Here is a 24113-nt window from a genome sequence, read left to right as displayed (position 1 = left end):
GTCTTTACATCCCCGACAGTATTTTGTTATTGCTATGGTCTAAAAATTTCTTGTATCCATACAACGGTACCCTGCTTGGCTCCTTGAGCCCGTACAGTAATCCGATAGTAGTACCTTAAAGTATTACCGGGTGGTGTTTTCTGTATTCCTTCAATCAAATATGTTGGTGCAGGCACACCAGCAGGTAAACCAGGTGCTGTGTAAGGAATGTCGTTAAATCTAAAAACGTTACCTTCAACATAATTAATTGGACACACTGGGTTACAGTAAGACTCCCAGGATCTATTCGGAGCATCGATACCAGCGCCGTAATAGCAAAAACCGTCAGTGCAGTTTGTGTCAAACTCACTCATACCTTCAATTGATTTAGGCGAATTGGTAGAAGGATCATTGTCACGAATATGATGTTCAGCATAGCGCAGAGCCATTTCAGCGGCTTGCATCGCGAGCATGCGATCATGCATATTGGCCGACATTCTCTCCTCTATTGTTGCCATTTTCGCCGCCGTTATTCCGAGAAGAGACAAAGCTAGCAAAAAAATCAGGCCTGTTACAAAAACAGCTCCACTTTGCCTTTGATAACAATCAGAAATCCTATTCATGGCGTATCATTTATACGATTACGTAAATTGATAGTTGATGTAAAAGCACGCCTTAGTCGCCTATCTGCTGGAATAGCAACCGATGCACCATTACAATCCAGATAATTACCTGCGGAAACCACATTTGTTTTTTCAGAACGAATCAAGACACAAACACGCACCGTAATAACTTGCTCCCAATCGGCGGGTAGCTCGGTATATTGATCAACGGATTGATCACCTGTGGAATCTATTCCATAGAGGATCTGCAAATCTTCCGCATTGTTTAGCAATACATTACCAACTGGTGGTGCACCGGGTACTGATGGGGTATCAGAAATCTCCCCTCTACACCTTAATTCCGCGTTAGCCGCATCAATGTTAAAATAATTCTGAATAATCGTGCCCGCGACAGTTACCCCTTTACCATCGCAATCACTGTCCCCAATTGCTCCCTCAAATTGCACAGTCAAAGTATCGGCCACACCTGCTCCGCCATTAGTACCATTAATGGCGGTCCCTGTGAATTCAACTTTAAACCCAGTAAATGGCATTTCCACATGCCCAGCCTGTTTGATACTTCGCCCAATAACTTCCAAGGCGAAACGTCCATTTTCCTGCACTCTGGCATTATCTTCCTGTTCACGAAAAACTCCCTGGCTGCTAACAAAAACGGTACCGATAACAAGTAGTAATACCAAACCCACTATCATTCCAATCATCAACTCAACTAAAGTAAAACCCTGTTGAGCATTCCATATTCCATTCATGCGCTTGGATTCGAATCTATCTTGTTGATTGATTGAAGTAGTCATTACGGTGCAAACCTTGTTACAAAACACTGAGTATTTGCACCCCCACCCGGACAATTAGGGCCAGGATTAGGATCATCCGCCATTTCTTTTTCTGTCCACATCAAAGTAATTGTATATCCCGTGGCCAAGTTTCCATTTACAGTACCGGCGCCACCCGGAAGCAATCTAGCATTGGCTGTATTCCAGAATACATGATCATAAGTAGCAATTTGTGCCGGACTACAGGTAGTTGCAACACAATCCACGCTGTCTGGGATGGTTGCTGAAAGTGCATCATATGCTCCGGCTGTCACACCTGCGATGTTGGCACGCATACGATCAGCGATATCCTCTGTTTGTTTACTCGCTACAGAACGATAGTAAGCAACATTATTACTACGCGCGCCGGACACAACCAACGCCGCCATACCTAATAAGCCAAAAGACACAATTAGCACCGTAATCAGCACTTCAATTAAGCTAAAGCCATTGCTCTGAATTTGCCCTTTTATTGAAAATGCCCTATTTATCCGCATGATCCTGTACCTGTTTCAGAACGGAAGCGTCCTTGATTATTCAGGATAATGGCTTTGGAATGTGATCCCCCGCGACTATCGCACAGGATAATAGTACCGTTAGATCCCATGGAAAAACCATTGGCAGTAAATGTAACCCTTCCCATATTTCCCGAAAATATGTTTCCACCCGAAAAAGCTGCTCCCACCTGCAGAATTTCTTCGCCCGCATCAACTACACCAGCATTATTGGGATCGGCAAACACTAACCAACCACTGGACCAGATCGCTCCCCCCGTACAGCTAGTACCATTTATGCTGGGGCAAAGTGTAACCGGGCTGCTGCGTCGAATAGCTTCACTTTTAGCTAAAGCCAATGCGGAATAAAAACTGTTACTTTGTGTTGTCAGTAAATTATTTTGGATAAACGTGCTAAAACTTGGCACAGCAACGGTTAACAAAATACTTGCCACACTCAATGTAACAAGCAGCTCAATCAAAGTAAAACCCTGTTGGGCTAATAGCCTAAGCAGTTGCATTCTTTGATATGCGTGATTGCATGCCATCTCTGTTATAACTTCCTCGTTCATTCGTTAATATTAATCGGCTAGATTCTAGCGGCCATAATTTAGACAAACTTTAACTTTTAGAGCACAATCCCAGATCTCACAAGATTTTTGATCCAAAATCTAAACAATCATATATATACAAAACCTGGAAGAGATAAAATTTTCCTTAATAAGCTTCTCAATTCCTCACTATGAGCAAATAATCAATCCATTATGAAACAGGATGTAATTATCATTGGTGCGGGAATTATAGGACTTACAACGGCGGAAAGGCTTTTGACCCATGGTGCGAATGTTACGATCCTCGAACGCAGCCAGGCAGGACAAGAATCATCTTGGGCAGGTGGTGGCATTTTATCTCCACTTTTACCATGGAAATATTCCGACCATGTCACACAACTTACAAGTTATAGTGCAACGCAATTTCCAGCTTGGATTTCATCTTTGCAAAAGGCTTCCGGAATAGATCCGGAATATGTAATATCCGGCATGTGTATATTGCCACCCTACGATTTAGAAATGGCCAAGCAATGGTGCTCGATTCGATGCATTGAAATCGAACAATCCACCATTTCTAATATCTTTCCTATCGAAAACAACTTTGACTTTAATAGAACACAACCACATGATCGTTCTTTATTTTTGCCAAATACTGCTCAAGTTCGCAACCCTAGACTATTACGCGCACTAATCAGCCGGGTTATGCAATTAGGTGGAAAAATATTAGAAAATTGTACGGTTAATCGTCTTAATACGAATTATCAGCAAATCCACTCCATTACCTCATCTTGTGGTGAATTTGTCGCTGATTACTATATCGTTAGCGCTGGTGCCTGGAGTATAGAGATATTAGGAGCTCATGCCCTGCAACTCGACATCAGGCCCATAAAAGGGCAGATGCTATTATTTAAATTTGATGCACCGCCGATACACAACATTTTGGTACAAAATGATTTATACATCATACCTCGCCGGGATGGCCATGTACTCATCGGCAGCACATTGGAAGATGTGGGATTTGACAAACAAACAACGATATCAGCATTTAATCAGTTACTAAGGCATGCGGGGAACATTCTGCCATCACTAAAAAAAATGCCCATTAAGCAACACTGGTCGGGATTACGTCCTGCTTCACCCAAAAATATCCCCACGATCGGTTGGCATCCGACTATTCGTAATTTACTGATTAATAGCGGGCACTACCGCTATGGAGTAACAATGGCACCTGCCAGTGCTGAAATCCTGGTCAATGAAATGACAGGCGCTAAACAACCCTTCGATACCTTACCGTACCAAGCAGGATGGGAAATCAACTGATCAACCCATTCAAGCCTTAGGCAATGGAAATACAACCGATTCCACTACTCCACTCAACTCTTCTATCAGCACATCTTCACCAATTTGATCAGCGCCTATTTGTTTGAGCCTGGATATCACTTGTTGCACAAGAATTTCAGGGGCTGAGGCTCCAGCCGTGATACCAATAATTTTCTTTCCAATAAACCATGCTTCCTGCAACTGCTCGGCACGATCTACCATATAAGATTCCACATTGGCATTTCTCGCCACTTCACAAAGACGATTTGAATTCGAGCTATTGGGAGAACCAACCACGATAACTAAATCACATTGGTTAACCATTTTTTTAACAGCATCTTGACGATTCTGCGTGGCATAGCAAATATCGTCTTTCTTAGGACCGGTAATCATCGGGAAGCGTTTTTTTTAGGGCATCGACAATGCGTGCAGCATCATCGACAGATAACGTGGTTTGGGTCACGTAAGCCAAATTGGTTTCATCTTTTACCGCTAAAGCCTCAACATCCGTCTCCGTTTCTACCAAATACATCCCTTTGTCTTCACCTTCAATCTGACCCATGGTTCCCTCAACCTCAGGATGACCTTGATGACCGATCATAATGATTTCTTTACCCTCTTTACGCATCTTACCTACTTCAACATGAACCTTGGTAACCAGTGGACAAGTTGCATCAAACACTTTCAATTTACGATCGGCTGCTTCCCGCCGTACCGCATGAGAAACACCATGCGCACTAAAAATTAAAATACTATCCTGTGGCACTTCATCCAAGTTTTCTACAAAAACTGCGCCTTTCTTCTCCAGGTTTTCTACCACAAATCGATTATGCACTACCTCATGACGCACATAAATCGGTGCGCCATGCATAGTAAGCGCTCTTTCTACAATCTCGATCGCACGGTCTACACCGGCACAGAAACCTCTTGGATTTGAGAGTAGTACTTTGATCATTTTTCGTTCTCCAACAATGGATATTGTGTTTGCACTCATTTGGTAATAGAAAAGCTTTGCTCACAACAAAACTTACCAGTTTTTTAAATTACACCGGGATTTTATATTTCTCGATAACGCTCAGCCAAAAGAATGCGTTTTTCATAAGCCTCCCGGGCAATCTGAACATCCTCCAAAAATTGTGGCAATTCTTTCATCAGTAATGCTTGTGGGCCATCCACCAATGCGTTAGCGGGTGCCGGATGAAAATCGACCAAAACCATATTGGCGCCTGCAACGATACCTTGTGCAGTTACATGCATAATGTCCAGTATGCCATCCGGTGAGCCTGCGCGAGTACCGACTGAATGTGAGGGATCTATACAGACCGGCATGCGTGTCAAGCGCTTGACGACCGGCACATGCGAGAAATCGACAAAATTACGATGTGGATCACCCATATTTGTCTTCATGCCGCGCAAACCAAAAATCACTTTCCGGTTCCCTTCCGAAGCCAAATACTCTGCAGCGTTCAAAGATTCATCCAAAGTGATACCAAAACCCCGCTTAATCAATACCGGAAAAGTCTGCTGACGACCCACGATTTTCAATAGCTCGAAATTTTGTGTATTCCTGGTTCCGATCTGCAGCATAACACCGGTCGCGTTGCCAGTCTGATAAAGTGCATTACGTATCTCTTCTAAATGAGACTCATGCGTAATCTCCATGGCGATCACTTTTATACCGTACTTTCCTGCCAAGTCAAATACATAAGGCAAGCAAGTTTTACCATGCCCCTGGAACGAATATGGACTGGTACGTGGCTTATAAGCACCCATACGCGTACAAACTTGATCATGCTCACGCAATACCTTCATCATCATTTCAACGTGCTCAATAGTATCTACGGCACACAAGCCGGCAAACACATTCAGCGTTTCCTGCCCAAAACGAACACCGTTATATTCAAAATAAGTTGAACGGTCGTCATTCTTGTGTCGGCCTAGAACGCGATATTCCTCTGATATACGTACAACGCGATCGACACAGGGCAAGCAATTCATATCTTCAATAGACAACACTTTGGTGTTACCGATTAAATATATCTCTGTTAGTGTTTGCTCGGCACCGACTTCGGTATGAATGCGTGTTGATATCCCTGAGAAATTAGCTAGATGCGCCATCAACTGCTTATATTCGGGACTTTCAGGTCGGGTATTGGGAACAAGAATAAGAATCATAAAGTAATTTCAAAAGATAAAGCTAATTTCAAGCACAAGATAAACAGTCAAAGATTTTAACCGAAAAAACCATCAGTTACCATGACCGCAATATATGTTCAGATTACAGAACTCAGGATCGCCAATAAGCAATTATATTGCTGCCTGAATCATCCCGATCACCCTGAGACAATTTGTCGCATAGCTATTTTGGAAAATTTCAGCTAATGTTCTACTCCCAAACAGGTCAAAAGTTTACCCTATACATGCGTCATGTTCAGCGATCTCAGCCAATCACCACTTAGCAAAAACTTACATCGACTATTTCTGCTCCGAAATATCGCTATATTTGCTCAGTGCCTCACATTTACCATTGTGTATTGGAGCATTGATATTGTAATTCCTTGGTTGCCCATGATCTTCGTTGTGGTGCTACTTGCAGTAATAAATCTGCTTACATGGATACGACTACACCGTAAATGGCCAGTCTCTCACTTGGAATTCTTTTTTCAATTGCTGATTGATGTTCTGGCACTGAGCACCCTGCTATATTTCAGTGGCGGATCAACCAATCCATTTATTTCATTATTTTTGCTACCCCTAACCATCGCAGCCGCTACGCTGCCATGGCGCTATACTTGGATCATGGCTATTATTACGATAGCCTGCTATACATTGTTATTATTCGTTTACATCCCACTCCCGCACGAGCATAGCAATCATCTTATAGAGTTTGCATTGCATGTATCCGGAATGTGGCTAGCATTTGTATTAAGTACAGTCATAATTGCCTGGTTCGTCGTTAGAATGAGCTCTTCCATTCGAGATCGAGACCGCGACCTCGCCAAGGCACGCGAACATGCTTTGCGCAATGAACAAATTATCGCTCTGGGCACATTGGCCGCAGGCGCTGCCCATGAACTGGGTACGCCTCTCTCGACGATGGCGGTAGTAACCGGTGAATTACAGCAAGAATATACACATGACGCTGAATTCCAGAGCAATATACATATCTTACGAGATCAGATTGCTCATTGTAAGCAAACTTTGACTCATTTGCTGGCAAAAGCGGGGCAAACAAGAGCCGAACATGGCAGCGAGCTTGCAGTTGACGAATTTCTCCGTCAGATCTTGGACAAATGGAAACTGATACGTCCCGCAGTTAAATTCACTTATCAAAGCACAGGCACACAGCCCATACCACGAATTATGGATAATCAATTATTAAATCAATCTATCCTCAACCTGTTAAATAACGCCGCCGATGCCTCTTCGGAATGTATTGAAATCAGCAGCCATTGGGATAATCAATTACTGCACCTGGAAATTATTGATGATGGCAAAGGACTGTCAGCAGAAGCATTGCAGCGTGCCGGTGAGGCTTTTTTCTCCAGCAAAGCGCCAGGACAGGGATTCGGCATCGGCTTATTTCTGGCTAATGCCAATATAGAACGATTTGGTGGTAGCGTTCGTTTATTTAATCTTGAGAGTGGCGGAGCCTGTACACAAGTCGTTTTACCATTGATAGGATCAGCAACATGATCGAATCTTCATTAACGGACAGCAGTAATACCGAAGACCCCAGTCTATTGATCGTCGATGACGACACCATTTTCTGTGAAGTACTCGCAAAAGCTATGAGAAAACGCGGCTTTTTCGTGACATGCGCACATACTACTGAAGATGCCTTAAGCCTGGCTGAGCAATCCACACCTGAGTATGCCATTATTGATCTGAAATTATCCAGCGAATCTGGATTGGTATTGGTTGAAAAATTAAGAATGCTCGATCCGGGTACCCGGATTGTCATGTTAACAGGGTATGCCAGCATCGCCACAGCCGTTGAAGCAATTAAACTTGGTGCCACCCATTATCTTGCAAAACCTGTCGATGCCGATCAAATTTTGTCAGCTTTTGAACGTATAGTCGGAGAATCGGATATACCTATCAGTGCGCATCCTTTGTCAGTAGGTCGCTTAGAATGGGAATATATTCAACGTATTCTTGCCGAAAATGACAATAATATCTCGGTGACAGCAAGAATATTAAATATGCATCGCCGCACGCTACAACGCAAACTTGCCAAAAGACCCTTGCGGGAATAACTCTACGATTGGCGTCGGCTTGATGGAAATTTTGCGATGATTCGAATATCTTGCCCGATCATACGCACATCCTGAATTTTCAATTCTTTTTTTTGCTCAAGACATGTTAATTCAGGTAGTTTAATCATTCCTCTCGCATCGTCACCGAGCAAATGTGGTGCAAGGTAAAAAATCATCTCATCGACCAATTCCGCTTCAATCAATGCACCATTCAATTCACACCCAGCTTCTATCAGCACTTCATTGATTTCCATATCAGCTAATACGGTCATCATTTTTCTCAGATCGACCGCACCTTTCCCATTAGGTATAACAATAACTTGAACACCCATTCTATCCAGCATCTCTTTTTTCTCCACATCTTCATCATGCGCAGCAAAAATTAATACTTCACCGCCACCTTGAAGCAATTTCGCATCCAATGGTATGGTCAAATGACTATCCACAATGATTTTCTTAGGTTGACGCGCTGTTTCAACATGCCGGACTGACAGTTGAGGGTTGTCGGATTTAACTGTGCCAATGCCTGTTATGATCGCGCATGAGCGCGCGCGCCATCGATGCCCATCATGTCGTGCAGCCTCACCAGTTATCCATTGGCTGATGCCATTGTTCAATGCTGTTTTACCATCCAGACTAGCAGCGGTTTTCAATCTGATCCATGGTTTTTTATGCATCATGCGCGTCATAAAACCTGTATTGAGCGCTTGTGCTTGCGCTTGCAATAAACCTGTTTGTACAGTGACGCCTGCTTGTTCCAGAAGCGCGCAGCCGCGTCCGCTTACCATTGGATTGGGATCTTCCATGGCTATTATGGCCTTGGTAATTCCAGCATCAATCAGGGCGTTAACACAGGGGGGCGTGCGTCCATAATGACTGCAAGGCTCCAATGTTATATAGGCTGTTGCACCACGGGCCGCCTCTGAGGCTGAGGCTAACGCATTAATTTCCGCATGCGGCTGCCCCGCTTTTTCGTGCCAGCCACTACCAATAATTCGATCATGCAGAGTGAGTACGCATCCTACACGAGGATTAGGTGTTGTGCTGTAGAGTCCTTTTTCTGCCAGACGCAGTGCATATGACATAAAAGCATAATCGACGGAAGAGAACATCTAAAATTGTCTCTCACAAGATAAAAGATAGGTTAATCCAGCTTAAGAAGCATTCGCATTCGCTAGAAACCCGGATGAACTCATGATGCTTTTCCTGTTGTAGCGGCTCCGGCTATTGCACTTCCTTAATCGCATCACGAAAATCATCTACGTCCTGAAAGCTTTTATAAACAGAGGCAAATCGAATATACGCTACCTTGTCAAGCTTATAAAGTTCTTCCATCACGCTTTCACCAATACTGCGCGATGAAACTTCACGTTCGCCCTTAGCCAGGAATTTTTGCACAATACGATCAATTGCCGCATCAACATAACTGGTTGGAACGGGGCGTTTGTGAAGTGCTCGTTTAAAGCCTGTTAACAATTTGTTACGATCAAATTCCGCACGCGTACCATCATGCTTCACTACCTGGGGTAAACGCAATTCGATCGTTTCATAGGTTGTAAAACGCTTATCGCAAGCCAAGCACCGGCGACGACGGCGAATTTTGTGGCCATCTTCACTTACACGCGAGTCTATGACATTGGTGTCATCGGTATTACAAAAAGGACACTTCATATTTAATCATGATCTGTAGCCATCAAGTCACGGCACTTTCATAGCTGCTTAAGTTCACTTTGGGATTATCCATACACTGGAAATTTTGCACATAATTGTTTTGCCTCGGTAGCTACACGCGATATGACTGCGGAATCTTCGGGTGCAGCCAGAACGTCTGCAATCAGATTCGCCAATTGCTCCGCTTCCAGTTCTCTGAAACCTCGAGTAGTTATCGCAGGCGATCCAATACGGATGCCACTGGTAACAAATGGCTTTTGAGGATCATTGGGAATGGCATTTTTGTTAACCGTGATATGCGCTCTTTCTAGCGATTCTTCTGCTTGTTTACCGGTTAAGTTCATCGCACGCAAATCAACCAGAAATAAATGACAATCGGTCTGGCCTGACACAATTCTCAATCCACGATTAATTAACACTTTGACCATAACTCTAGCGTTATCAATCACCTGTTCCTGATAATCCTTAAATTCCTTGCTTGCGGCCTCCTTAAATGAAACAGCTTTGGCTGCAATAACATGCATTAATGGACCCCCTTGAGTTTGCGGGAAAATTGCAGAATTCAATGCTTTTTCGTGCTCAGGTTTGGCCATAATGATGCCTCCACGCGGGCCACGCAATGTTTTGTGTGTGGTGCTGGTAACAAAATCAGCGATTCCAACTGGATTTGGATAAAAACCCGCTGCCACCAATCCGGCATAATGTGCCATATCCACTAATAAATAGGCCCCAACAGCATCAGCTATTTTACGGAAACGTCCCCAGTCTATCACTCTTGCATAAGCAGAAGCGCCAGCCACAATCATTTTTGGTTTATGTTCATGGGCCAATCTCTCGACTTCATCATAATTAAGCAATTCGGTTTCCGGAACCAGTCCATAGGAAATCGAATTGAAAATCTTCCCACTCATGCTAACGCTAGAGCCGTGCGTCAAGTGGCCTCCATGCGCCAGCGACATACCCAGTAAGGTATCGCCCGGTTTTAACACTGAGAGATAAACCGCTGCATTGGCTTGAGAGCCAGAATGCGGTTGCACATTTACATACTCAGCGCCAAAAAGCGTTTTCAATCGATCAATCGCGAGTTGTTCCACTTGATCCGCATACATGCAACCACCATAATAGCGTTTACCTGGATAGCCTTCGGCATACTTATTAGTCAGAACCGAACCCTGGGCTTGCATCACAGCGGGACTGGCATAATTTTCCGAGGCAATTAATTCGATATACTCTTCTTGGCGTTGTACTTCGCCTTTAATTGCCCGCCACAAATCCGGGTCGATATTTTCTATAGTGTGTTTCTGCGAAAACATGTTAGTACCAATCCTTCGAAAATTATTATTAAAGCCCGTATAGTAACACTACCTATTGAAACGCAGATAGCGGATAGAAAGCAACAGAAAAATGAATGGCAGCAAATCGTTGTCGGATCACCATTAAGTACGTGACGCTTTATCGATTGATTAAAAGTACAAATCTTTCGGGAATGACTTGATAACAAACAATCTTCACAAATCATTTCAAATGGTCAATCCATTTTTTGTACAGCCGGTCAGCTACCGAATTTAATGCCGTCACTCGCTCAGGCAAGTTTTTTTCAATTTCATCTATTGACTGCACTGATGCTTCATTTAAGCTGGCAAGCTCTTCTGCAGCCACGCTGCACCAGTCTCGCACTAAACGCTCCGTCATTTCGACATGGCACTGCATGCCCAAATGCATGCCGAGCGCAAAAGCTTGATTTTCACAATATTGACTGGATAAGATGCACGTAGCACCTTGGGGTAGGCTGAAAGCTTCACCATGCCAATGAAAAGAGTTAAAAGTGGTTAGATCACCGAACCATTCCCGCGCAATGGGATGATCTGGCACGGTGACTTCACCCCACCCCATTTCCTTTACCGGATTGGCTTTGACAATGCCTCCCAGCGCCTTGGCCATCAATTGCCCCCCCAAACAATGACCCAATACCGGCATATCTTCGGTAACTGCTTGGCGAATCAATGACAGCGACAATTTGATCCAGGGTAAATCATCGTTGACGCTCATGGGCCCACCCATAAATACTAAGCCGCTGAATTCAGCGATGCTGTTTGGTGGTTTCTCACCCGCGTCAATTTTAATTAAGCGCCAAGGAATATGATTGTTGTCGAGAAATGTGGCAAAATAGCCTGGCCCTTCGATGGGTAAATGTCTAAAAATTGCAACCGGCTTCATGGAATTTTCCTGCCATTATTTTGAATGATGCGATGATCAATTTTAGCTTGTTTTTCAGCAATTTTTTTGCTGAAAATTTAGGTTAATTTTTTGAATACTTGTGAATCTTTCGTTCGCTATAAACCACAACCTTTTGATTATTTTATTTGTCTGGAATTGATCGCGCAATGTCAGTAAAAAAATATACGTTTTCTGATCTGGTGCGAATTGAGCAATTACGCAAAATCGAATCAATCAAAGGAGAGGAGATATCTTATGCCAGCATCAAGAATATGCCCGACTCTACAGGCAGTGATTTTAGTTATCCTGAATTTATCCATCGATTGAAAATTCGTGCCAATCACTTGATTTACGAGAATGCGCTGGGAGATAAGCTACGACAGCCGAATCAACAGTTTATTCGTACACGCCGAATAGGTTTGATCATAGCGATGATCCTGGGTGGTTTGGCAGCAAGCCAGGCGGTAAGCGAGTCTTCCACGCTGAATATTTACTGGTTACTTGCGGTGCTACTGGGGTTTAATCTAATTTCCCTATTACTATGGGTATCTGGCATTACCTTGAATTTACAGAGTTTAAGTGGTGGCATCATAGCGCACCTAACCCGTTGGCTGCCTTACAGGCACAAACACGACCCCACAATTACATCGTCAGCATCGCACGCGTGGTGTGAGAGCTGCTTAACGGGAAATGTAGGCAAATGGCGTATCAGTGTGCTAACGCACCAACTCTGGCTGAGCTACTTAACAGCCGGATTAGTGTTATTGATATTGCTCATGCTCGCCAAGCAATACAATTTTATCTGGGGTACAACATTATTGCCGGATGGCACTTTACCTAAGTTAACCCAAATTCTGGGTTCGCCCTTGGAGGCTGTCGGCTTAAAAATACCGGATGATCCACAAACAGTTGCAAGCAGGATAGGAACAAGCAAACAGGATGCGGAAACACGAATGGCTTGGGCCACTTTTTTGATTGGCAGCTTGATAGTTTACGGTATATTTCCACGATTGTTACTGCTCGGCATTTCCTGGATCATGCAGAAATGGAGTGAATACCGGTTTAAGCTGGATTTATATCTACCCTATTATATTGAGCTACGTCAGCATTTGATGGGACGCAATGTTAAAGCAGAAATTATCGATGCCGATCCGCAAGCAGACGTCAAACCTGTTGACATAGCCCGTCCGCCTGAGCATGTCTCCATTCCAGCCAATGCACAAGCTTTTGGCATCGAGCTGGATACCGCAACATCTTGGCCTGAGCGTGTGGTTTGTCGGTTAAATATTATCGATCAGGAATCTCACGATGCAGCGATTGCACTGATCAATAACATGAAAACTCCAGTTTTGCTAGGCGTCGCAGCGCATCGTCTGCCGGATCGCGGCATACAGCGCATGATTAAAGAATTGGTTGATAGCAGCAATACCAAACCTTGGTTAATTTTGTTGAGCAAACCTTCAACACCCGTTACCAGTGCGCGTGAATTTGCCTGGTTTCGCTTGGCAGAAGCCTGCGGTATTCCGGCGGAGCATGTCATTACCCGATAAATCATGATGGTCAAGAAACCCAATAGCCTGAATACCCCGTTATTGCTGAATATTGCTGTTGTAGGGCATACCAATACCGGCAAAACATCACTGATCCGCACCATGCTGCGCAGCACGGAGTTCGGCATTATTGAAGATGCCGCAGGTACCACGCGACATGTTGAGCAGGCGACAATTAGCGCTAACAACGAACCAATTCTTAATTTGTATGATACGCCCGGTCTGGAGGATTCCAGGGCTTTATTTGCGCAGATCAAAAAGCTACAGGCCCGATCAAAATTATCGCCACCGATACAAATATTGGAGCAGTTTGTAACAGATATCTCTGTCAGCGATCCCTTGGAACAAGAAGCAAAGGTTATCCGCCAAGTGTTACGCAGCGATATTCTTTTATACATTATCGATGTACGCGAACCTTTCCTGGAGAAATACCGCCTGGAACTGGAAATTCTCACGCAGTCGGGTAAACCAATTATTCCAGTGTTTAACTTTATTGCCGGGCATGATCAGGAACTAACGAAATGGCGCCAACATTTGACTGCTTTTCATATGCATGCAACGCTTGAATTCGATACGGTAGCATTTACCTTTGACGCTGAAAAACGTTTGTATCAGAAAATGCAGACCTTACTGGAATCTCACTATGATAGATTGCAGAAGCTGATTGATTATCGCGCCACATTATGGAATCAGCTTTGTTTATCGGGCGCCAAGCGAATTGCTGAGTTGATTGCAAATGTCGCCTGCTATCGCGAGAGCAAGGCGACTAAAAACAATTTAATTGCAGATTCATTGATTGAAAACCGTTTGCACGATTTTGTTCGTAAAGCTGAACAACATTGTTTGCATGATTTATTGGCGATTTTCAATTTCTCGGAAAAGGATGTTGAAATTCAGAACATTCCCGTCAGCAATGGGCAATGGCAACTGGATATTTTCGCACCCGGTATACTTAAAACATATGGATTGGATGTTGGAAGCGCCGCAGCTAAGGGCGCTGCAGCAGGTGTCGGAATTGATCTGATGGTTGGTGGTATGAGCCTGGGAGCAGCCAGCGCTTTGGGCGCCATCGCTGGTGCCGGTTGGTCGACTTTCAAGCGTTATGGTGATGAAATCAAAGCAACTGTCAAAGGCACCAAGTGGCAGTGCGCTGACGAAACCACTTTACAAGTATTGTACTTACGTCAGAAACACTTATTGAAAAAGCTCATGCATCGTGGTCATGCGGCACAGGATACCCTGCAAGTGGATAAAGCTGATGACGAAAAATTACCTAACGATTGGAGCAAACTGATCAGCACCTTACGTCAGAATCCAAGCTGGCAAGAACATTCCGCCACGCGCAACGGTAATCCGCAATATCAACAGATAGAAACTAGGCTGATAGGCGAATTGCTGGATGAGAAGTAATTTTTAGAAATGAAGATAACTTATAATAGGTTGTAGAGAAGGATTTTATTTTACAGCGAAACTCAGTATTTTCTTAGTTATGTTTTAGTCATTTTAGAATGCTTTTTGCATTTTTATGCAAATCCAGCAGATAAAATGGATGGGGTTTGAATAAATAGCGCCTTTTGATTGGTCTGATCCATTATTTGGATTTATGAAGTGTGTGTAATCTTGTGGCTTTAATGCCACGCGCTTTTTACAAGCGGAACCAATCTTTCATGCGAATATCTGAGTTTTATGCTTTATTTAGTATTTATTGTTGCCTTTGCCATACTCATTCTGGGGCCTTCCTACTGGGTTAAGCACACTCTGACGAAGTATAGTTACCCCGAAGACCGTTATCCAGGCACTGGTGCTGAGTTGGCGCGCATATTGCTGGATTGGGCGAACTTGCAAACAGTCAAGGTTGAAATGACTGAGCAAGGTGATCATTATGATCCGATTGAAAAAACAGTTCGGCTAACCCCTGAGAAATTTAACGGTAAATCGTTGACAGCAATTACTGTGGCAGCACACGAAGTTGGACATGCGATACAGGACCGGGATGGTTATTTGCCATTAAAATTACGTACACGACTGGTTCAGATTGCTGCTCCGGTTGAAAAATTAGGTGCTGCCATTCTGATGATTGCGCCCCTCATCACGGTAATTACACGGGCGCCGGTTACAGGCGCCCTGTTTTTTGCAGGTGGCTTGCTAACACTGGGAACGGCCACGGTTATACACTTGGTAACACTTCCAATGGAACTGCATGCCAGCTTCGCGCGGGCAATGCCAATGTTGGAACAAGGCAAGTATTTGATACAAGGGGACGAACCTCATGCACGCAGGATTTTACGTGCAGCAGCCTGGACATATGTTTCGGCTTCATTAATGACACTACTCAATATCGGTCGATGGTGGGCCATTTTACGGCGCTAGTACGGGTTGATATTAGGATTTCTGGCGTTGCAACATTGAAATGCCGAATCCCGTCTTGACCCTGTCATATAAGCAACATAATATGCAAAAGTTTAATGTTAAAAATCTTATTAGTTCATAAAGCAGATAAAGGATAAAACATGATGTATTCGGTTAAACAACAAAAAGCAAACAATATGCGTGGATTTACGCTACTCGAGTTACTTGTTGTAATGGTTATTATTGGCTTGTTGGCTGCTTATGTTGGACCGAAGTACTTTTCGCAAGTCGGTAAATCAGAAATCAAAATGGCGCAAGCACAGATCGACGCATTAGAAAAAGCATTGCATCAGTATCGCTTGGATGTAGGCAGCTATCCGGCGACTGAGCTGGGTTTGGTGTCATTGGTGAATCGTCCAAGCAATGAGCCCAGATGGCAAGGACCCTATCTGTCCAAATTACCCCCAGCCGACCCTTGGGGACGCCCATACGTCTACAAGTATCCTGGCGAACGTGCCGAGTTTGATTTGCTCTCATATGGCAGAGACGGACAACCGGGTGGCGATGGCGAGGCGGCCGATATCACCAACTGGTAAATTGACCTTATGCGTTTTGAAGTGAAAGCGGTTATTTCCGGACAAGGAACCGTACATTTAGAACTGGAAGCCAACAGTGAAGCGGAAGTACGTCGGCAAGTGATGGAACAAGGCGGCATGGTGTTGAGCGTACGCCGCAGATTTTCCGGCTTTACGTTTAAATCGCGCACTCATTTTCCATTAGTGCATTTTAGCCAGGAGTTACTTTCACTACAAACTGCAGGACTGAGCCTGGTAGAAAGTATTGAAACTTTGCTGGAGAAAGAACAGGATGCCAGTAATCGCAAAATTATTCAGAATATTCTGGATCGGCTGTATGAAGGCATAACCTTCTCACAAGCATTGGAAGATTATCCGCAGGCGTTTCCGCCGTTATACATTGCAACTGTTCGTGCCAGCGAGCGGACTGGCGATCTTGCTGAGGCTCTAACAAGATTCATTACTTATCAGACACAAATGGATTTTGTCCGCAAGAAACTGGTGGGCGCATCCATTTATCCCGTATTGTTATTGGTAGTTGGCTTGCTTGTCTCGATTTTTCTAATGGTATTCGTAGTTCCCAAATTCAGTGCCATTTATGACGACATGGGCAGCGATTTGCCATGGTTGTCGTTGTTACTGATCAAGTGGGGACAATTTGTTCATGAGCGCGGTTGGGAATTGGCCATTGCTGCGATGGCGCTGATAGTGCTAATAGGGTATAGCGTCAGCCGGCCAACATTCTGGGCGAAAGTCATGCAGCTTTTGTGGCGCATTCCCGCGATTGGGGAACACATGCGGGTTTATCAATTAGCCCGCTTCTATAAAACACTCGGCATGTTGCTTCGTGGCGGAATTCCTGTCACCCAAGCGTTAGAGATGGTCAGCGGATTGCTGCAACCGCATTTCCGACCCAAAGTAGCTGCCGCTGCCAAGCATATCCGTGAAGGCAAAACAATCTCCAGCGCAATGGAACAAGAAGGTCTTACGACCGCAGTGGGGAATCGTATGCTCCGTGTCGGCGAAAGAACCGGACTAATGGGAGATATGATGGAACGAATCGGTAATTTTCATGATGAGGAGATAGCCCGTTGGGTGGAATGGACAACCAAGCTGATTGAGCCGCTGCTGATGGCATTTATCGGTATTGTAATCGGCGGCATTATCATTCTCATGTATATGCCTATTTTTGAATTGGCTGGAAGCATCAATTAATGGACGCGTCAGTACATATTGACAGCAAACCACCCATTGATCTCAATCAATTAGCAGAAATCCGCCGCAAAGCCGCAACTCAAGGTGTTTCTGTCATCCAGATCCTGGAAGAAGATAGCGCTTATACACCCGATGAACTGATGCAGCAGTTAGGTCAATTGATGCGCATGCCCGTTCTGGAGATGAAGGAGATTCATACATTACAACCCGCTTTTGATATTTTACCGTTTAGTGAAGCGATGCGGCATGAATGTGTATTATTCTACAGCGGTCAAAGTTATTTATTCGCGATCAGCAACCCTTTTTCCGGCAAGCTGCGGGCATGGGCGGAAGAGCGGTTTGATCGGGCGGTTGAATGGTATTTGGTACATCCGGCCGATTTGAGTGCTTTCTTCACCCAGCAAGAAAAAACCATGCGCGCTATGGATCAAGTGCTGTCATCGGCGGAGCTGGATAAGATACAAAGTGGTATCGAAGACTTATCGTTGAAGAGCATTAACGAGGGTACCAGTAAAGTAGTACGTCTTGTACACTCCACCTTGTATGATGCGCACAAATCGCAAGCCAGTGATATTCACTTGGAGATGGCTCCGGGCTTGTTGTCGATTAAATATCGCATTGACGGCGTGTTGACAGCCATTGGCACCATACAAGGTGCGGACGTGGCCGAGCAAGTTATTTCCCGCATTAAAGTGATGTCCGAGCTGGATATTGCTGAACGCCGGGTGCCGCAAGATGGCCGGTTTAAAATTTCTATTCAAGGTCGGGAAATAGATTTCCGGGTTTCCATCATGCCGAGCATTTTCGGAGAAGATGCAGTACTGCGTATCCTCGATCGTCAGGCGTTATCCGATCAACTTGAAGGCCTAACCCTAAACCAGCTGGGCTTTAATCAGGCAGCGATCGCGAGTATTCGCCGCCTAAGCTCCGAACCTTATGGCATGCTGCTGGTTACCGGCCCGACCGGCAGCGGCAAGACGACGTCTTTATATGCTGCGATTTCGGAAGTGAACAAAGGTCATGACAAAATCATCACGATCGAAGACCCGATTGAATATCAGCTTCCGGGTGTTTTGCAGATACCTGTTAATGAGAAAAAAGGGCTCACATTCGCGCGTGGTTTGCGCTCAATTTTGCGGCATGATCCCGACAAAATTATGGTGGGAGAGATTCGTGATGCTGAAACTGCGCAAATTGCCATACAGGCCGCATTGACCGGTCATTTGGTGTTTACCACGGTGCATGCGAACAACGTGTTTGATGTTATTGGGCGGTTTTCACATATGGGTGTAGATCCCTATAGCTTTGTATCCGCCTTGAACGGCATTGTCGCGCAAAGATTAGTGCGCTTGCTATGTACGCACTGTGCCGTGGATGAACGTCCTGAGGACAGTGTAATTGAGGAATCCGGCATTCCGCCGGATCAGGCAAGTCATTATAAATTCCGTAACGGCAAGGGCTGCGGGCAATGCCGCGGCAGCGGCTTCCGCGGTAGAAATGCCATTGCTGAAATTTTGTTGCTGAACGATGAAATTCGTGAATTGATCGTCGCTCACGAGCCGATCCGGCGTATCAAGGAAGCAGCGCGGGATAACGGCACCCGTTTCCTGCGCGAAGCGGCATTGGACATGGTCAAACAGGGATTAACCAGTTTGGAGGAGGCTAATCGTGTCACGATTGTGGCGTGATCGGATTCAGATATTTCTGGCACCAGAACGACTCGACTGGGTGCGTTTGAAACGCGGCCTAAAACCTGTTCAGGTTGCCAAATCGACAGCATTCTTCGAGCCTGCTGCGGGTGTTCCTATTTGGAATGCCGCAATGCAGCAACTGGAAAAGGTTTTGACAGAAGCAGCTGGGACGGAAGTATCTGTGATCCTATCCAATCATTTTCTGCGCTATGCAGCGTTGCCACCCCAAAACGAAATTACCACTCCGGAAGAAGTAAAGTCTTATGCCGAATTCCGAATGCGCGAAGTCTATGCCGAACGGGTTGATTCCTGGGTAATCAGCATCAGCGATTGGAGTCCTGTCGATGGCGCGGTTAGTGCCGCGATGCCTCACGATTTAATAATACAACTGGAGCAAATGATCTCGCGCCATGACTGCAAGATTAAGCTCATAGAACCCTATCTGGCATCGGTTTATGATCGCTGGCAGGCACAATTGAAAGGCGATAAAATCTATTTGGCGATCATTGAAAGCGGGCGCATTTGTATCGCGATCACTCATCACGGCAAGTGGCAAAATATTAGAAATCAACGGATTTTACACAATGCCGCCGACGATCTTCTGGCGGCATTGGATCAAGAGGTCATTTGGTCCGGGACAAAGGAAACAACGGAGTTTGTTTATTTATTTGCACCTGAACATCCTGAAATAACCTTACCGCAGGAAAGTGGCTGGTGTATCATTTCGCTTCCTGCAGGAAAAGTATCAGCCTTGGCGCATTATCCATCCGCCCCAACCGATCATTCCGAGCTTAATCAATGTCCCGCCTGAGATTAAGATTTCCTTATCAGGAACAATCCGCGCCTCAGCTTGATTTGGCGCTGTTGCTGGTTGGTTTGCTGATTGTCGTGATGGTATATTTTCAATTCCGCCATCAGGTTGAAGAAATCAATTTCTGGAGTAACCGGGTTGAACGCATGGAGAAACAGCAACAACAAAAGGCTTCTCCACGCACCCGAACCACATCCCGTATCCGTGAGTTTAGCCAGGAAATCCAGAAAGAAATAGCGCAAGCCAATGCAATTCTGGATCAATTGAATTTGCCCTGGGAAACGTTGTTTGACTCGATCGAACATGCGGCGACCGAAGATATTGCCTTGCTATCATTACAACCCAATTTCACCAACCGCAGCTTGCGCTTGAGCGGTGAAGCCAAAAGCATGGCCGAATTGCTGGATTTTGTGGAAGCACTGGAGCGGGAATTGGTGTTTGAGAATGTGCATTTGTTAAATTACAAAATTAAACAAGAAAATCCGCAGCGTCCGATTATTTTTCTGTTAAATGCCGAATGGATTCAAACTACTTAAAAAGAGAACTACCACAAATATCGTGGAACCGGCTCATGCCATTGTTGCGCTGGCAGCTGGAACGCTTGGGCAATGTGGGCAAGATCGGCATGGGTTTGATGCTGGCAGCAGGCATTTATTATTTTTTGGTCGTGATGCCCCAAGCTACAGAGTTGCAACAACTCAAAGATCGAGCTGTCATGCTGCAAGCGCAAGCAGTAGCGAAAAATAATCCCAGCGAGGGCGGGGACGCCGAGGCGGGAAAAAAAATGAGCGGCGATCAGGCGTTACAGGTATTTTATGATTTTTTCCCGCAAGTGGATTCTTCACCCTTCTGGATTCGTGAATTGGTGCGAATAGCTAAGAAGCAAGGCGTGGAGCTAAGTAGTAGCGAGTATCGGTTGATCAATGAAAAGGATGCCCGTCTGGCGCGCTATGAGATGGTTCTGCCGATAAGAGGTAAATATTCCCAGATTCGCGCCTTTATTGCCGACGCCCTGGAAGCCGTACCGGCCATGGCAATTTCGGCGATCGCCATGAAGCGTGAGAATACGTCCATGGATAAGCTTGAAGTACGGTTGGAAATTAATCTTTATATGAATAAATAACACAATGGATGCCGCGGAAAAGAAACGCAAAATGATCATTGGAGGGATACTGGTGGCGACATTGGTCGCTGCGGCTTTGGTCGAGGTCGACGATGAACCTGAGCTCCATGTTCCGGAGACCCTGCAATCGGGCAGAGCGACTCAGGACAGAGCGAAAAGAACCGAATCGAACGCTGCTGCACAATTGGACGTGAGTAAGCTCGGTCAGCGAAAATTCAGCCCGCTTGCCGGTGAGCTTTTCATGTCGACAAACTGGACGCCGAAGCGCGTCGTTATTGATGATCCCGAAGAACAAGCGGCTAAAATAGCGCAAGCCGCAAAAACCATGGTACCCCCTGCCCCTACCGCACCGCCTTTACAATTCAAATATGCCGGTAAAGCGATTGCCGACAATGAAACCTGGGTATTCCTTTCCCAATCCGGAGAGAATCTCATTACCAAGATTGGCGGGAAAATTAATGATACCTACCGGCTCGACTCGATCAATGACACTGCCATCACGATGACTTATTTGCCGCTGAATATCAAGCAAACACTTACGATCAACAATCAAATCGCAGGAACTTTCTGATGAGAAGCTGGAAAACGATTGTCCTTATCATTTTGTCCATATCTATCGCAGGATGTGCAATCAATAACCGAACTTTCGGCACCCGGAACACTGCGTTTGATGACGGGCAAAAGCTGATTGCTCAAGGCCAGTTTGAGAACGGGCTTGCAAAATTAGAACAAGCACAACGCGAAGAACCTGACAATAAAGAAATTCGAACAATGTTGATCCGTTTACGCGAAGATGTAATTAGTAAAATACTCCTGGAAGCTGATGGATTTCGTTTTTCCGGTGATTTGGATCAGGCTGAGCAGCAGTATCAGCGTGTTCTGAATTTATATCCATTTCATGAACGCGCAAAAGAAGGTATTGATGCGGTGAAGCTGGAGCGTCGCCACATTGCTGCGGTAGATGCTGCAAGAGCATTATTGGTACGTAATGATTTTAAAGGCGCGGAAACAATGGTCCGGGCTATTTTGCAGGAAAATCCCCAGCAATCGCATGCTCGACAGTTGATTGCTCAGATCAATGCGAATTTGTCCCGCCCTGAGGTAACTGATTTGGCGTTGGAATCCGCCTTTAAAAAATCGGTATCGATGGAGTTTAAGGATGCTGATTTGAAATCGGTATTTGAAATTATGTCGCGTACTGCCGGCATCAACTTTGTATTTGACAAGGATATTCGACAGGACGGCAAGATTTCTATTTTTGTGCGTGACAATACCATTGAAGATATTCTCAAATTAATCCTGACGACTAATCAATTGGCTTACAAGGTACTCAATAGTAATTCATTATTGATTTATCCAAACACACCGGCCAAATTGAAAGATTATCAGGAATTGGTCGTGCGCAGCTTTCAGGTCGCATATACGGATGTGAAACAAATGGTCGCAATGGTCAGAGGCATCGTTAAAGCGAAGGATATCTATGTCAATGAACAGCTTAATTTGTTTATCATGCGTGATACGCTCGAAGCCATTCGTTTAACAGAACGACTTGTCTCATTAAACGATCTGGCTGAACCAGAAGTCATGTTGGATGTTGCAGTGCTTGAAATTACCCGCAACAATCTGTTCACTTTAGGCCCTAAACTTCCTCAATCTGTTACTTTTAGTGGCTTAACGGCAGCAGGAGCAGGAGCAATTCCTGGAACTGCTAATCTCAATCAGATTGGTTCAGGAGCACTAGGCCTTAAAAGCTTTACAATTTCAAATCAAGCCGTAATTGATTTTGCCCAAAGCCTTACCAATGCCGACATACTGGCAAATCCCAGAATCCGGGTTAGTAATCGTGAAAAAGCAAAAATCCATATTGGTACAAAACAACCTGTGTTTACAGCCAATGTTCAACCAGGCATTAACTCGATTGTGACCTCAACCCCGACGTTTATTGATATTGGAATTAAATTGGATGTGGAGCCACGTATTGGCTTGAATGATGACGTGACTATGAAGGTGACACTTGAAGTAAGTAACATCACGGGCTTTGAAACGGGACCATCAGCTGCTGGTGCATCAAGCGCACCAAGAGCTCCAGTGGTAGGAAACCGTAGCGCTGAAACTTTGCTGACCTTGAAAGACGGAGAAACCCAAGTCATTGCCGGTTTGATTCAGAACGACGAAAGGCGAGATGTGTCTGGTTTAGCTGGACTGTTAAATATTCCAATCCTTGATCGATTGACATCAGGTCAAAGAGTTGACAGAAAAAAAACGGAAGTAGTGTTATTAATTACACCGCGTATCATCCGCAATATTCCCAAGCCGGCCAATATGGAAAGCGAATACCACTTCGGTACCGCCAGCGAGGCAGGCAAATTACCGGTGGTCATCCAAAAAACTGCAGCGCAGTCTCTGGCAATTGCACCAACCGGCACAGGTTCCGGTGCAGCAGCTGGAAGAGGCTTAAATGCCTTTGCTGCGGCACGGGAAGAATCGGATATTCCCAATCCTTTTGCCAACGTGGCAGCAACAACACCGACACTGACAATGCAAGCGCCGACCACGGTTGGTTTGGATAAGGAATTTTCGGTCAATGTGCGGCTGGTCGGCGCAAAACCGATGGTTAATTCTGAGCTGCAGTTAAATTATGAGGCCAGCGTTCTGGAAGCGCTCGACGGCGGGGATAAATCCGGCACGCGCACTATCAAGCTGGGCAGGGATCAAACGACCGGCCTGGCTACGCAAGTACGATTTAAAGTAATTGCAGCCAATCCTGGCATCACGGAAATCAGTATTCAGAATGTCACTGCCGAAGATCTGGAAACTGGAGAATCCGTTGATGTGGCATTGCCTGCAACAGCCACTGTAAATATTAAATAATT

Annotated in this window: 23 protein-coding genes and 1 pseudogene; 14 read left to right on the top strand and 10 right to left on the bottom strand. The window is 45.0% G+C overall.

Annotated features, from left to right (window positions below; translation table 11 throughout):
* Window positions 1-32: 32 nt before the first annotated feature.
* Genes ATY38_RS05985 through ATY38_RS05970 form a run of 4 tightly spaced genes read right to left on the bottom strand, consistent with a single transcriptional unit; the run spans window position 33 to window position 2429 of the window.
* The gene (locus ATY38_RS05985) at window positions 33-602 is read right to left on the bottom strand and encodes a pilus assembly PilX family protein (RefSeq protein WP_062558509.1); all 570 of its coding nucleotides are present in this window, start codon (window positions 600-602) and stop codon (window positions 33-35) included.
* Window positions 599-1396, bottom strand: coding sequence for a PilW family protein (locus ATY38_RS05980; protein ID WP_062558508.1), 798 nt, complete (start codon window positions 1394-1396; stop codon window positions 599-601). Before ATY38_RS05980 ends, ATY38_RS05985 begins: the two co-directional genes overlap by 4 nt.
* Entirely contained in the window at window positions 1396-1911 is a 516-nt protein-coding gene (pilV, locus tag ATY38_RS05975) for a type IV pilus modification protein PilV (protein ID WP_062558507.1), read from the bottom strand. Before pilV ends, ATY38_RS05980 begins: the two co-directional genes overlap by 1 nt.
* Window positions 1902-2429, bottom strand: coding sequence for a GspH/FimT family pseudopilin (locus ATY38_RS05970; RefSeq protein ID WP_074701549.1), 528 nt, complete (start codon window positions 2427-2429; stop codon window positions 1902-1904). Before ATY38_RS05970 ends, pilV begins: the two co-directional genes overlap by 10 nt.
* Window positions 2430-2672: 243 nt before the next feature.
* On the opposite strand from ATY38_RS05970, the gene thiO reads away from it, so the two are divergent.
* A complete protein-coding gene (gene thiO / locus ATY38_RS05965) occupies window positions 2673-3779 on the top strand; it encodes a glycine oxidase ThiO (RefSeq protein WP_062558505.1) in 1107 nt (368 codons plus the stop codon).
* A gap of 9 nt (window positions 3780-3788) precedes the next feature.
* On the opposite strand, the pseudogene ispH reads toward thiO, so the two are convergent.
* Both ispH and ATY38_RS05955 read right to left on the bottom strand, forming a co-directional pair.
* Window positions 3789-4734 (bottom strand): annotated as a pseudogene (gene ispH / locus ATY38_RS05960) (4-hydroxy-3-methylbut-2-enyl diphosphate reductase).
* Between the two features lie 101 nt (window positions 4735-4835).
* Window positions 4836-5954 (bottom strand): 3-deoxy-7-phosphoheptulonate synthase, encoded by a 1119-nt coding sequence (locus tag ATY38_RS05955; protein WP_062558504.1) that lies wholly within the window; start codon window positions 5952-5954, stop codon window positions 4836-4838.
* Between the two features lie 252 nt (window positions 5955-6206).
* Between ATY38_RS05955 and ATY38_RS05950 the strand changes: the two genes are divergently transcribed.
* Together ATY38_RS05950 and ATY38_RS05945 are read left to right on the top strand one after the other, a co-directional pair.
* Window positions 6207-7475 (top strand): ATP-binding protein, encoded by a 1269-nt coding sequence (locus tag ATY38_RS05950; RefSeq protein WP_062558503.1) that lies wholly within the window; start codon window positions 6207-6209, stop codon window positions 7473-7475.
* On the top strand, window positions 7472-8038 hold the full coding sequence (locus ATY38_RS05945) for a response regulator transcription factor (RefSeq protein WP_062558502.1): 567 nt from the start codon (window positions 7472-7474) through the stop codon (window positions 8036-8038). Before ATY38_RS05950 ends, ATY38_RS05945 begins: the two co-directional genes overlap by 4 nt.
* A gap of 2 nt (window positions 8039-8040) precedes the next feature.
* Here ATY38_RS05945 and ribD read toward each other — a convergent pair whose 3' ends face one another.
* The 4 genes from ribD to ATY38_RS05925 form a co-directional block, all read right to left on the bottom strand.
* Window positions 8041-9150, bottom strand: coding sequence for a bifunctional diaminohydroxyphosphoribosylaminopyrimidine deaminase/5-amino-6-(5-phosphoribosylamino)uracil reductase RibD (ribD, locus tag ATY38_RS05940; protein ID WP_062558501.1), 1110 nt, complete (start codon window positions 9148-9150; stop codon window positions 8041-8043).
* Between the two features lie 112 nt (window positions 9151-9262).
* Window positions 9263-9709: a transcriptional regulator NrdR gene (gene nrdR / locus ATY38_RS05935; protein WP_062558500.1), complete on the bottom strand. Its 447-nt coding sequence runs from the start codon at window positions 9707-9709 to the stop codon at window positions 9263-9265.
* A gap of 65 nt (window positions 9710-9774) precedes the next feature.
* Window positions 9775-11022: a serine hydroxymethyltransferase gene (glyA, locus tag ATY38_RS05930; RefSeq protein WP_062558499.1), complete on the bottom strand. Its 1248-nt coding sequence runs from the start codon at window positions 11020-11022 to the stop codon at window positions 9775-9777.
* A 202-nt stretch (window positions 11023-11224) separates the two neighbouring features.
* Complete coding sequence (locus tag ATY38_RS05925; protein WP_062558498.1) at window positions 11225-11926, bottom strand: type 1 glutamine amidotransferase; 702 nt, start codon at window positions 11924-11926, stop codon at window positions 11225-11227.
* 167 nt (window positions 11927-12093) lie between these two features.
* Between ATY38_RS05925 and ATY38_RS05920 the strand changes: the two genes are divergently transcribed.
* From ATY38_RS05920 to ATY38_RS05870, 11 genes are all read left to right on the top strand, one after another.
* Window positions 12094-13476 carry a DUF2868 domain-containing protein gene (locus tag ATY38_RS05920; protein ID WP_062558497.1) on the top strand — a complete coding sequence of 461 codons (1383 nt, stop codon included), beginning with the start codon at window positions 12094-12096 and terminating at the stop codon, window positions 13474-13476.
* Window positions 13477-13479: 3 nt separating this feature from the next.
* Window positions 13480-14886, top strand: a complete 1407-nt coding sequence (locus ATY38_RS05915) for a GTPase/DUF3482 domain-containing protein (protein ID WP_062558496.1) — start codon at window positions 13480-13482, stop codon at window positions 14884-14886.
* Window positions 14887-15162: 276 nt separating this feature from the next.
* A complete protein-coding gene (locus tag ATY38_RS05910) occupies window positions 15163-15846 on the top strand; it encodes a zinc metallopeptidase (RefSeq protein ID WP_062558495.1) in 684 nt (227 codons plus the stop codon).
* A gap of 140 nt (window positions 15847-15986) precedes the next feature.
* Window positions 15987-16421: a type II secretion system major pseudopilin GspG gene (gspG, locus tag ATY38_RS05905; RefSeq protein WP_062558494.1), complete on the top strand. Its 435-nt coding sequence runs from the start codon at window positions 15987-15989 to the stop codon at window positions 16419-16421.
* Between the two features lie 9 nt (window positions 16422-16430).
* Window positions 16431-17615 (top strand): type II secretion system F family protein, encoded by a 1185-nt coding sequence (locus ATY38_RS05900; RefSeq protein ID WP_062558493.1) that lies wholly within the window; start codon window positions 16431-16433, stop codon window positions 17613-17615.
* The gene (locus ATY38_RS05895) at window positions 17615-19303 is read left to right on the top strand and encodes a GspE/PulE family protein (protein ID WP_062558492.1); all 1689 of its coding nucleotides are present in this window, start codon (window positions 17615-17617) and stop codon (window positions 19301-19303) included. The genes ATY38_RS05900 and ATY38_RS05895 overlap by 1 nt, the downstream gene beginning before the upstream one ends.
* Window positions 19284-20117, top strand: coding sequence for a hypothetical protein (locus tag ATY38_RS05890; protein WP_062558491.1), 834 nt, complete (start codon window positions 19284-19286; stop codon window positions 20115-20117). The genes ATY38_RS05895 and ATY38_RS05890 overlap by 20 nt, the downstream gene beginning before the upstream one ends.
* Window positions 20105-20653 (top strand): PilN domain-containing protein, encoded by a 549-nt coding sequence (locus ATY38_RS05885; protein ID WP_062558490.1) that lies wholly within the window; start codon window positions 20105-20107, stop codon window positions 20651-20653. The genes ATY38_RS05890 and ATY38_RS05885 overlap by 13 nt, the downstream gene beginning before the upstream one ends.
* Before the next feature lie 35 nt (window positions 20654-20688).
* Window positions 20689-21240, top strand: coding sequence for a hypothetical protein (locus ATY38_RS05880; RefSeq protein WP_062558489.1), 552 nt, complete (start codon window positions 20689-20691; stop codon window positions 21238-21240).
* 4 nt (window positions 21241-21244) lie between these two features.
* Window positions 21245-21811 carry a hypothetical protein gene (locus tag ATY38_RS05875; protein WP_062558488.1) on the top strand — a complete coding sequence of 189 codons (567 nt, stop codon included), beginning with the start codon at window positions 21245-21247 and terminating at the stop codon, window positions 21809-21811.
* Entirely contained in the window at window positions 21811-24111 is a 2301-nt protein-coding gene (locus tag ATY38_RS05870; protein ID WP_062558487.1) for a secretin and TonB N-terminal domain-containing protein, read from the top strand. Before ATY38_RS05875 ends, ATY38_RS05870 begins: the two co-directional genes overlap by 1 nt.
* The last annotated feature ends 2 nt before the right edge of the window (window positions 24112-24113 follow it).

The organism is Nitrosomonas ureae (assembly GCF_001455205.1).
In the GTDB taxonomy this organism is placed as follows: Bacteria; Pseudomonadota; Gammaproteobacteria; order Burkholderiales; family Nitrosomonadaceae; genus Nitrosomonas; species Nitrosomonas ureae.
Note: the sequence above shows the minus strand (reverse complement) of the source record. Positions and strands in the feature narration are given on the sequence as shown.

Excerpts from the sequence above, each read along its gene's own strand:
- ATY38_RS05985 (WP_062558509.1), bottom strand. The coding sequence starts at position 602 with ATGAATAGGATTTCTGATTGTTATCAAAGGCAAAGTGGAGCTGTTTTT.
- ATY38_RS05875 (WP_062558488.1), top strand. The coding sequence starts at position 21,245 with ATGGATGCCGCGGAAAAGAAACGCAAAATGATCATTGGAGGGATACTG.
- ATY38_RS05970 (WP_074701549.1), bottom strand. The coding sequence starts at position 2,429 with ATGCAACTGCTTAGGCTATTAGCCCAACAGGGTTTTACTTTGATTGAG.
- ATY38_RS05915 (WP_062558496.1), top strand. The coding sequence starts at position 13,480 with ATGATGGTCAAGAAACCCAATAGCCTGAATACCCCGTTATTGCTGAAT.
- ATY38_RS05895 (WP_062558492.1), top strand. The coding sequence starts at position 17,615 with ATGGACGCGTCAGTACATATTGACAGCAAACCACCCATTGATCTCAAT.
- ATY38_RS05910 (WP_062558495.1), top strand. The coding sequence starts at position 15,163 with ATGCTTTATTTAGTATTTATTGTTGCCTTTGCCATACTCATTCTGGGG.
- ATY38_RS05945 (WP_062558502.1), top strand. The coding sequence starts at position 7,472 with ATGATCGAATCTTCATTAACGGACAGCAGTAATACCGAAGACCCCAGT.
- glyA (WP_062558499.1), bottom strand. The coding sequence starts at position 11,022 with ATGTTTTCGCAGAAACACACTATAGAAAATATCGACCCGGATTTGTGG.
- ATY38_RS05950 (WP_062558503.1), top strand. The coding sequence starts at position 6,207 with ATGTTCAGCGATCTCAGCCAATCACCACTTAGCAAAAACTTACATCGA.
- ATY38_RS05885 (WP_062558490.1), top strand. The coding sequence starts at position 20,105 with ATGTCCCGCCTGAGATTAAGATTTCCTTATCAGGAACAATCCGCGCCT.
- ATY38_RS05980 (WP_062558508.1), bottom strand. The coding sequence starts at position 1,396 with ATGACTACTTCAATCAATCAACAAGATAGATTCGAATCCAAGCGCATG.
- thiO (WP_062558505.1), top strand. The coding sequence starts at position 2,673 with ATGAAACAGGATGTAATTATCATTGGTGCGGGAATTATAGGACTTACA.
- ribD (WP_062558501.1), bottom strand. The coding sequence starts at position 9,150 with ATGTTCTCTTCCGTCGATTATGCTTTTATGTCATATGCACTGCGTCTG.
- ATY38_RS05925 (WP_062558498.1), bottom strand. The coding sequence starts at position 11,926 with ATGAAGCCGGTTGCAATTTTTAGACATTTACCCATCGAAGGGCCAGGC.
- pilV (WP_062558507.1), bottom strand. The coding sequence starts at position 1,911 with ATGCGGATAAATAGGGCATTTTCAATAAAAGGGCAAATTCAGAGCAAT.
- ATY38_RS05880 (WP_062558489.1), top strand. The coding sequence starts at position 20,689 with ATGCCATTGTTGCGCTGGCAGCTGGAACGCTTGGGCAATGTGGGCAAG.
- nrdR (WP_062558500.1), bottom strand. The coding sequence starts at position 9,709 with ATGAAGTGTCCTTTTTGTAATACCGATGACACCAATGTCATAGACTCG.
- gspG (WP_062558494.1), top strand. The coding sequence starts at position 15,987 with ATGATGTATTCGGTTAAACAACAAAAAGCAAACAATATGCGTGGATTT.
- ATY38_RS05955 (WP_062558504.1), bottom strand. The coding sequence starts at position 5,954 with ATGATTCTTATTCTTGTTCCCAATACCCGACCTGAAAGTCCCGAATAT.
- ATY38_RS05870 (WP_062558487.1), top strand. The coding sequence starts at position 21,811 with ATGAGAAGCTGGAAAACGATTGTCCTTATCATTTTGTCCATATCTATC.
- ATY38_RS05900 (WP_062558493.1), top strand. The coding sequence starts at position 16,431 with ATGCGTTTTGAAGTGAAAGCGGTTATTTCCGGACAAGGAACCGTACAT.
- ATY38_RS05920 (WP_062558497.1), top strand. The coding sequence starts at position 12,094 with ATGTCAGTAAAAAAATATACGTTTTCTGATCTGGTGCGAATTGAGCAA.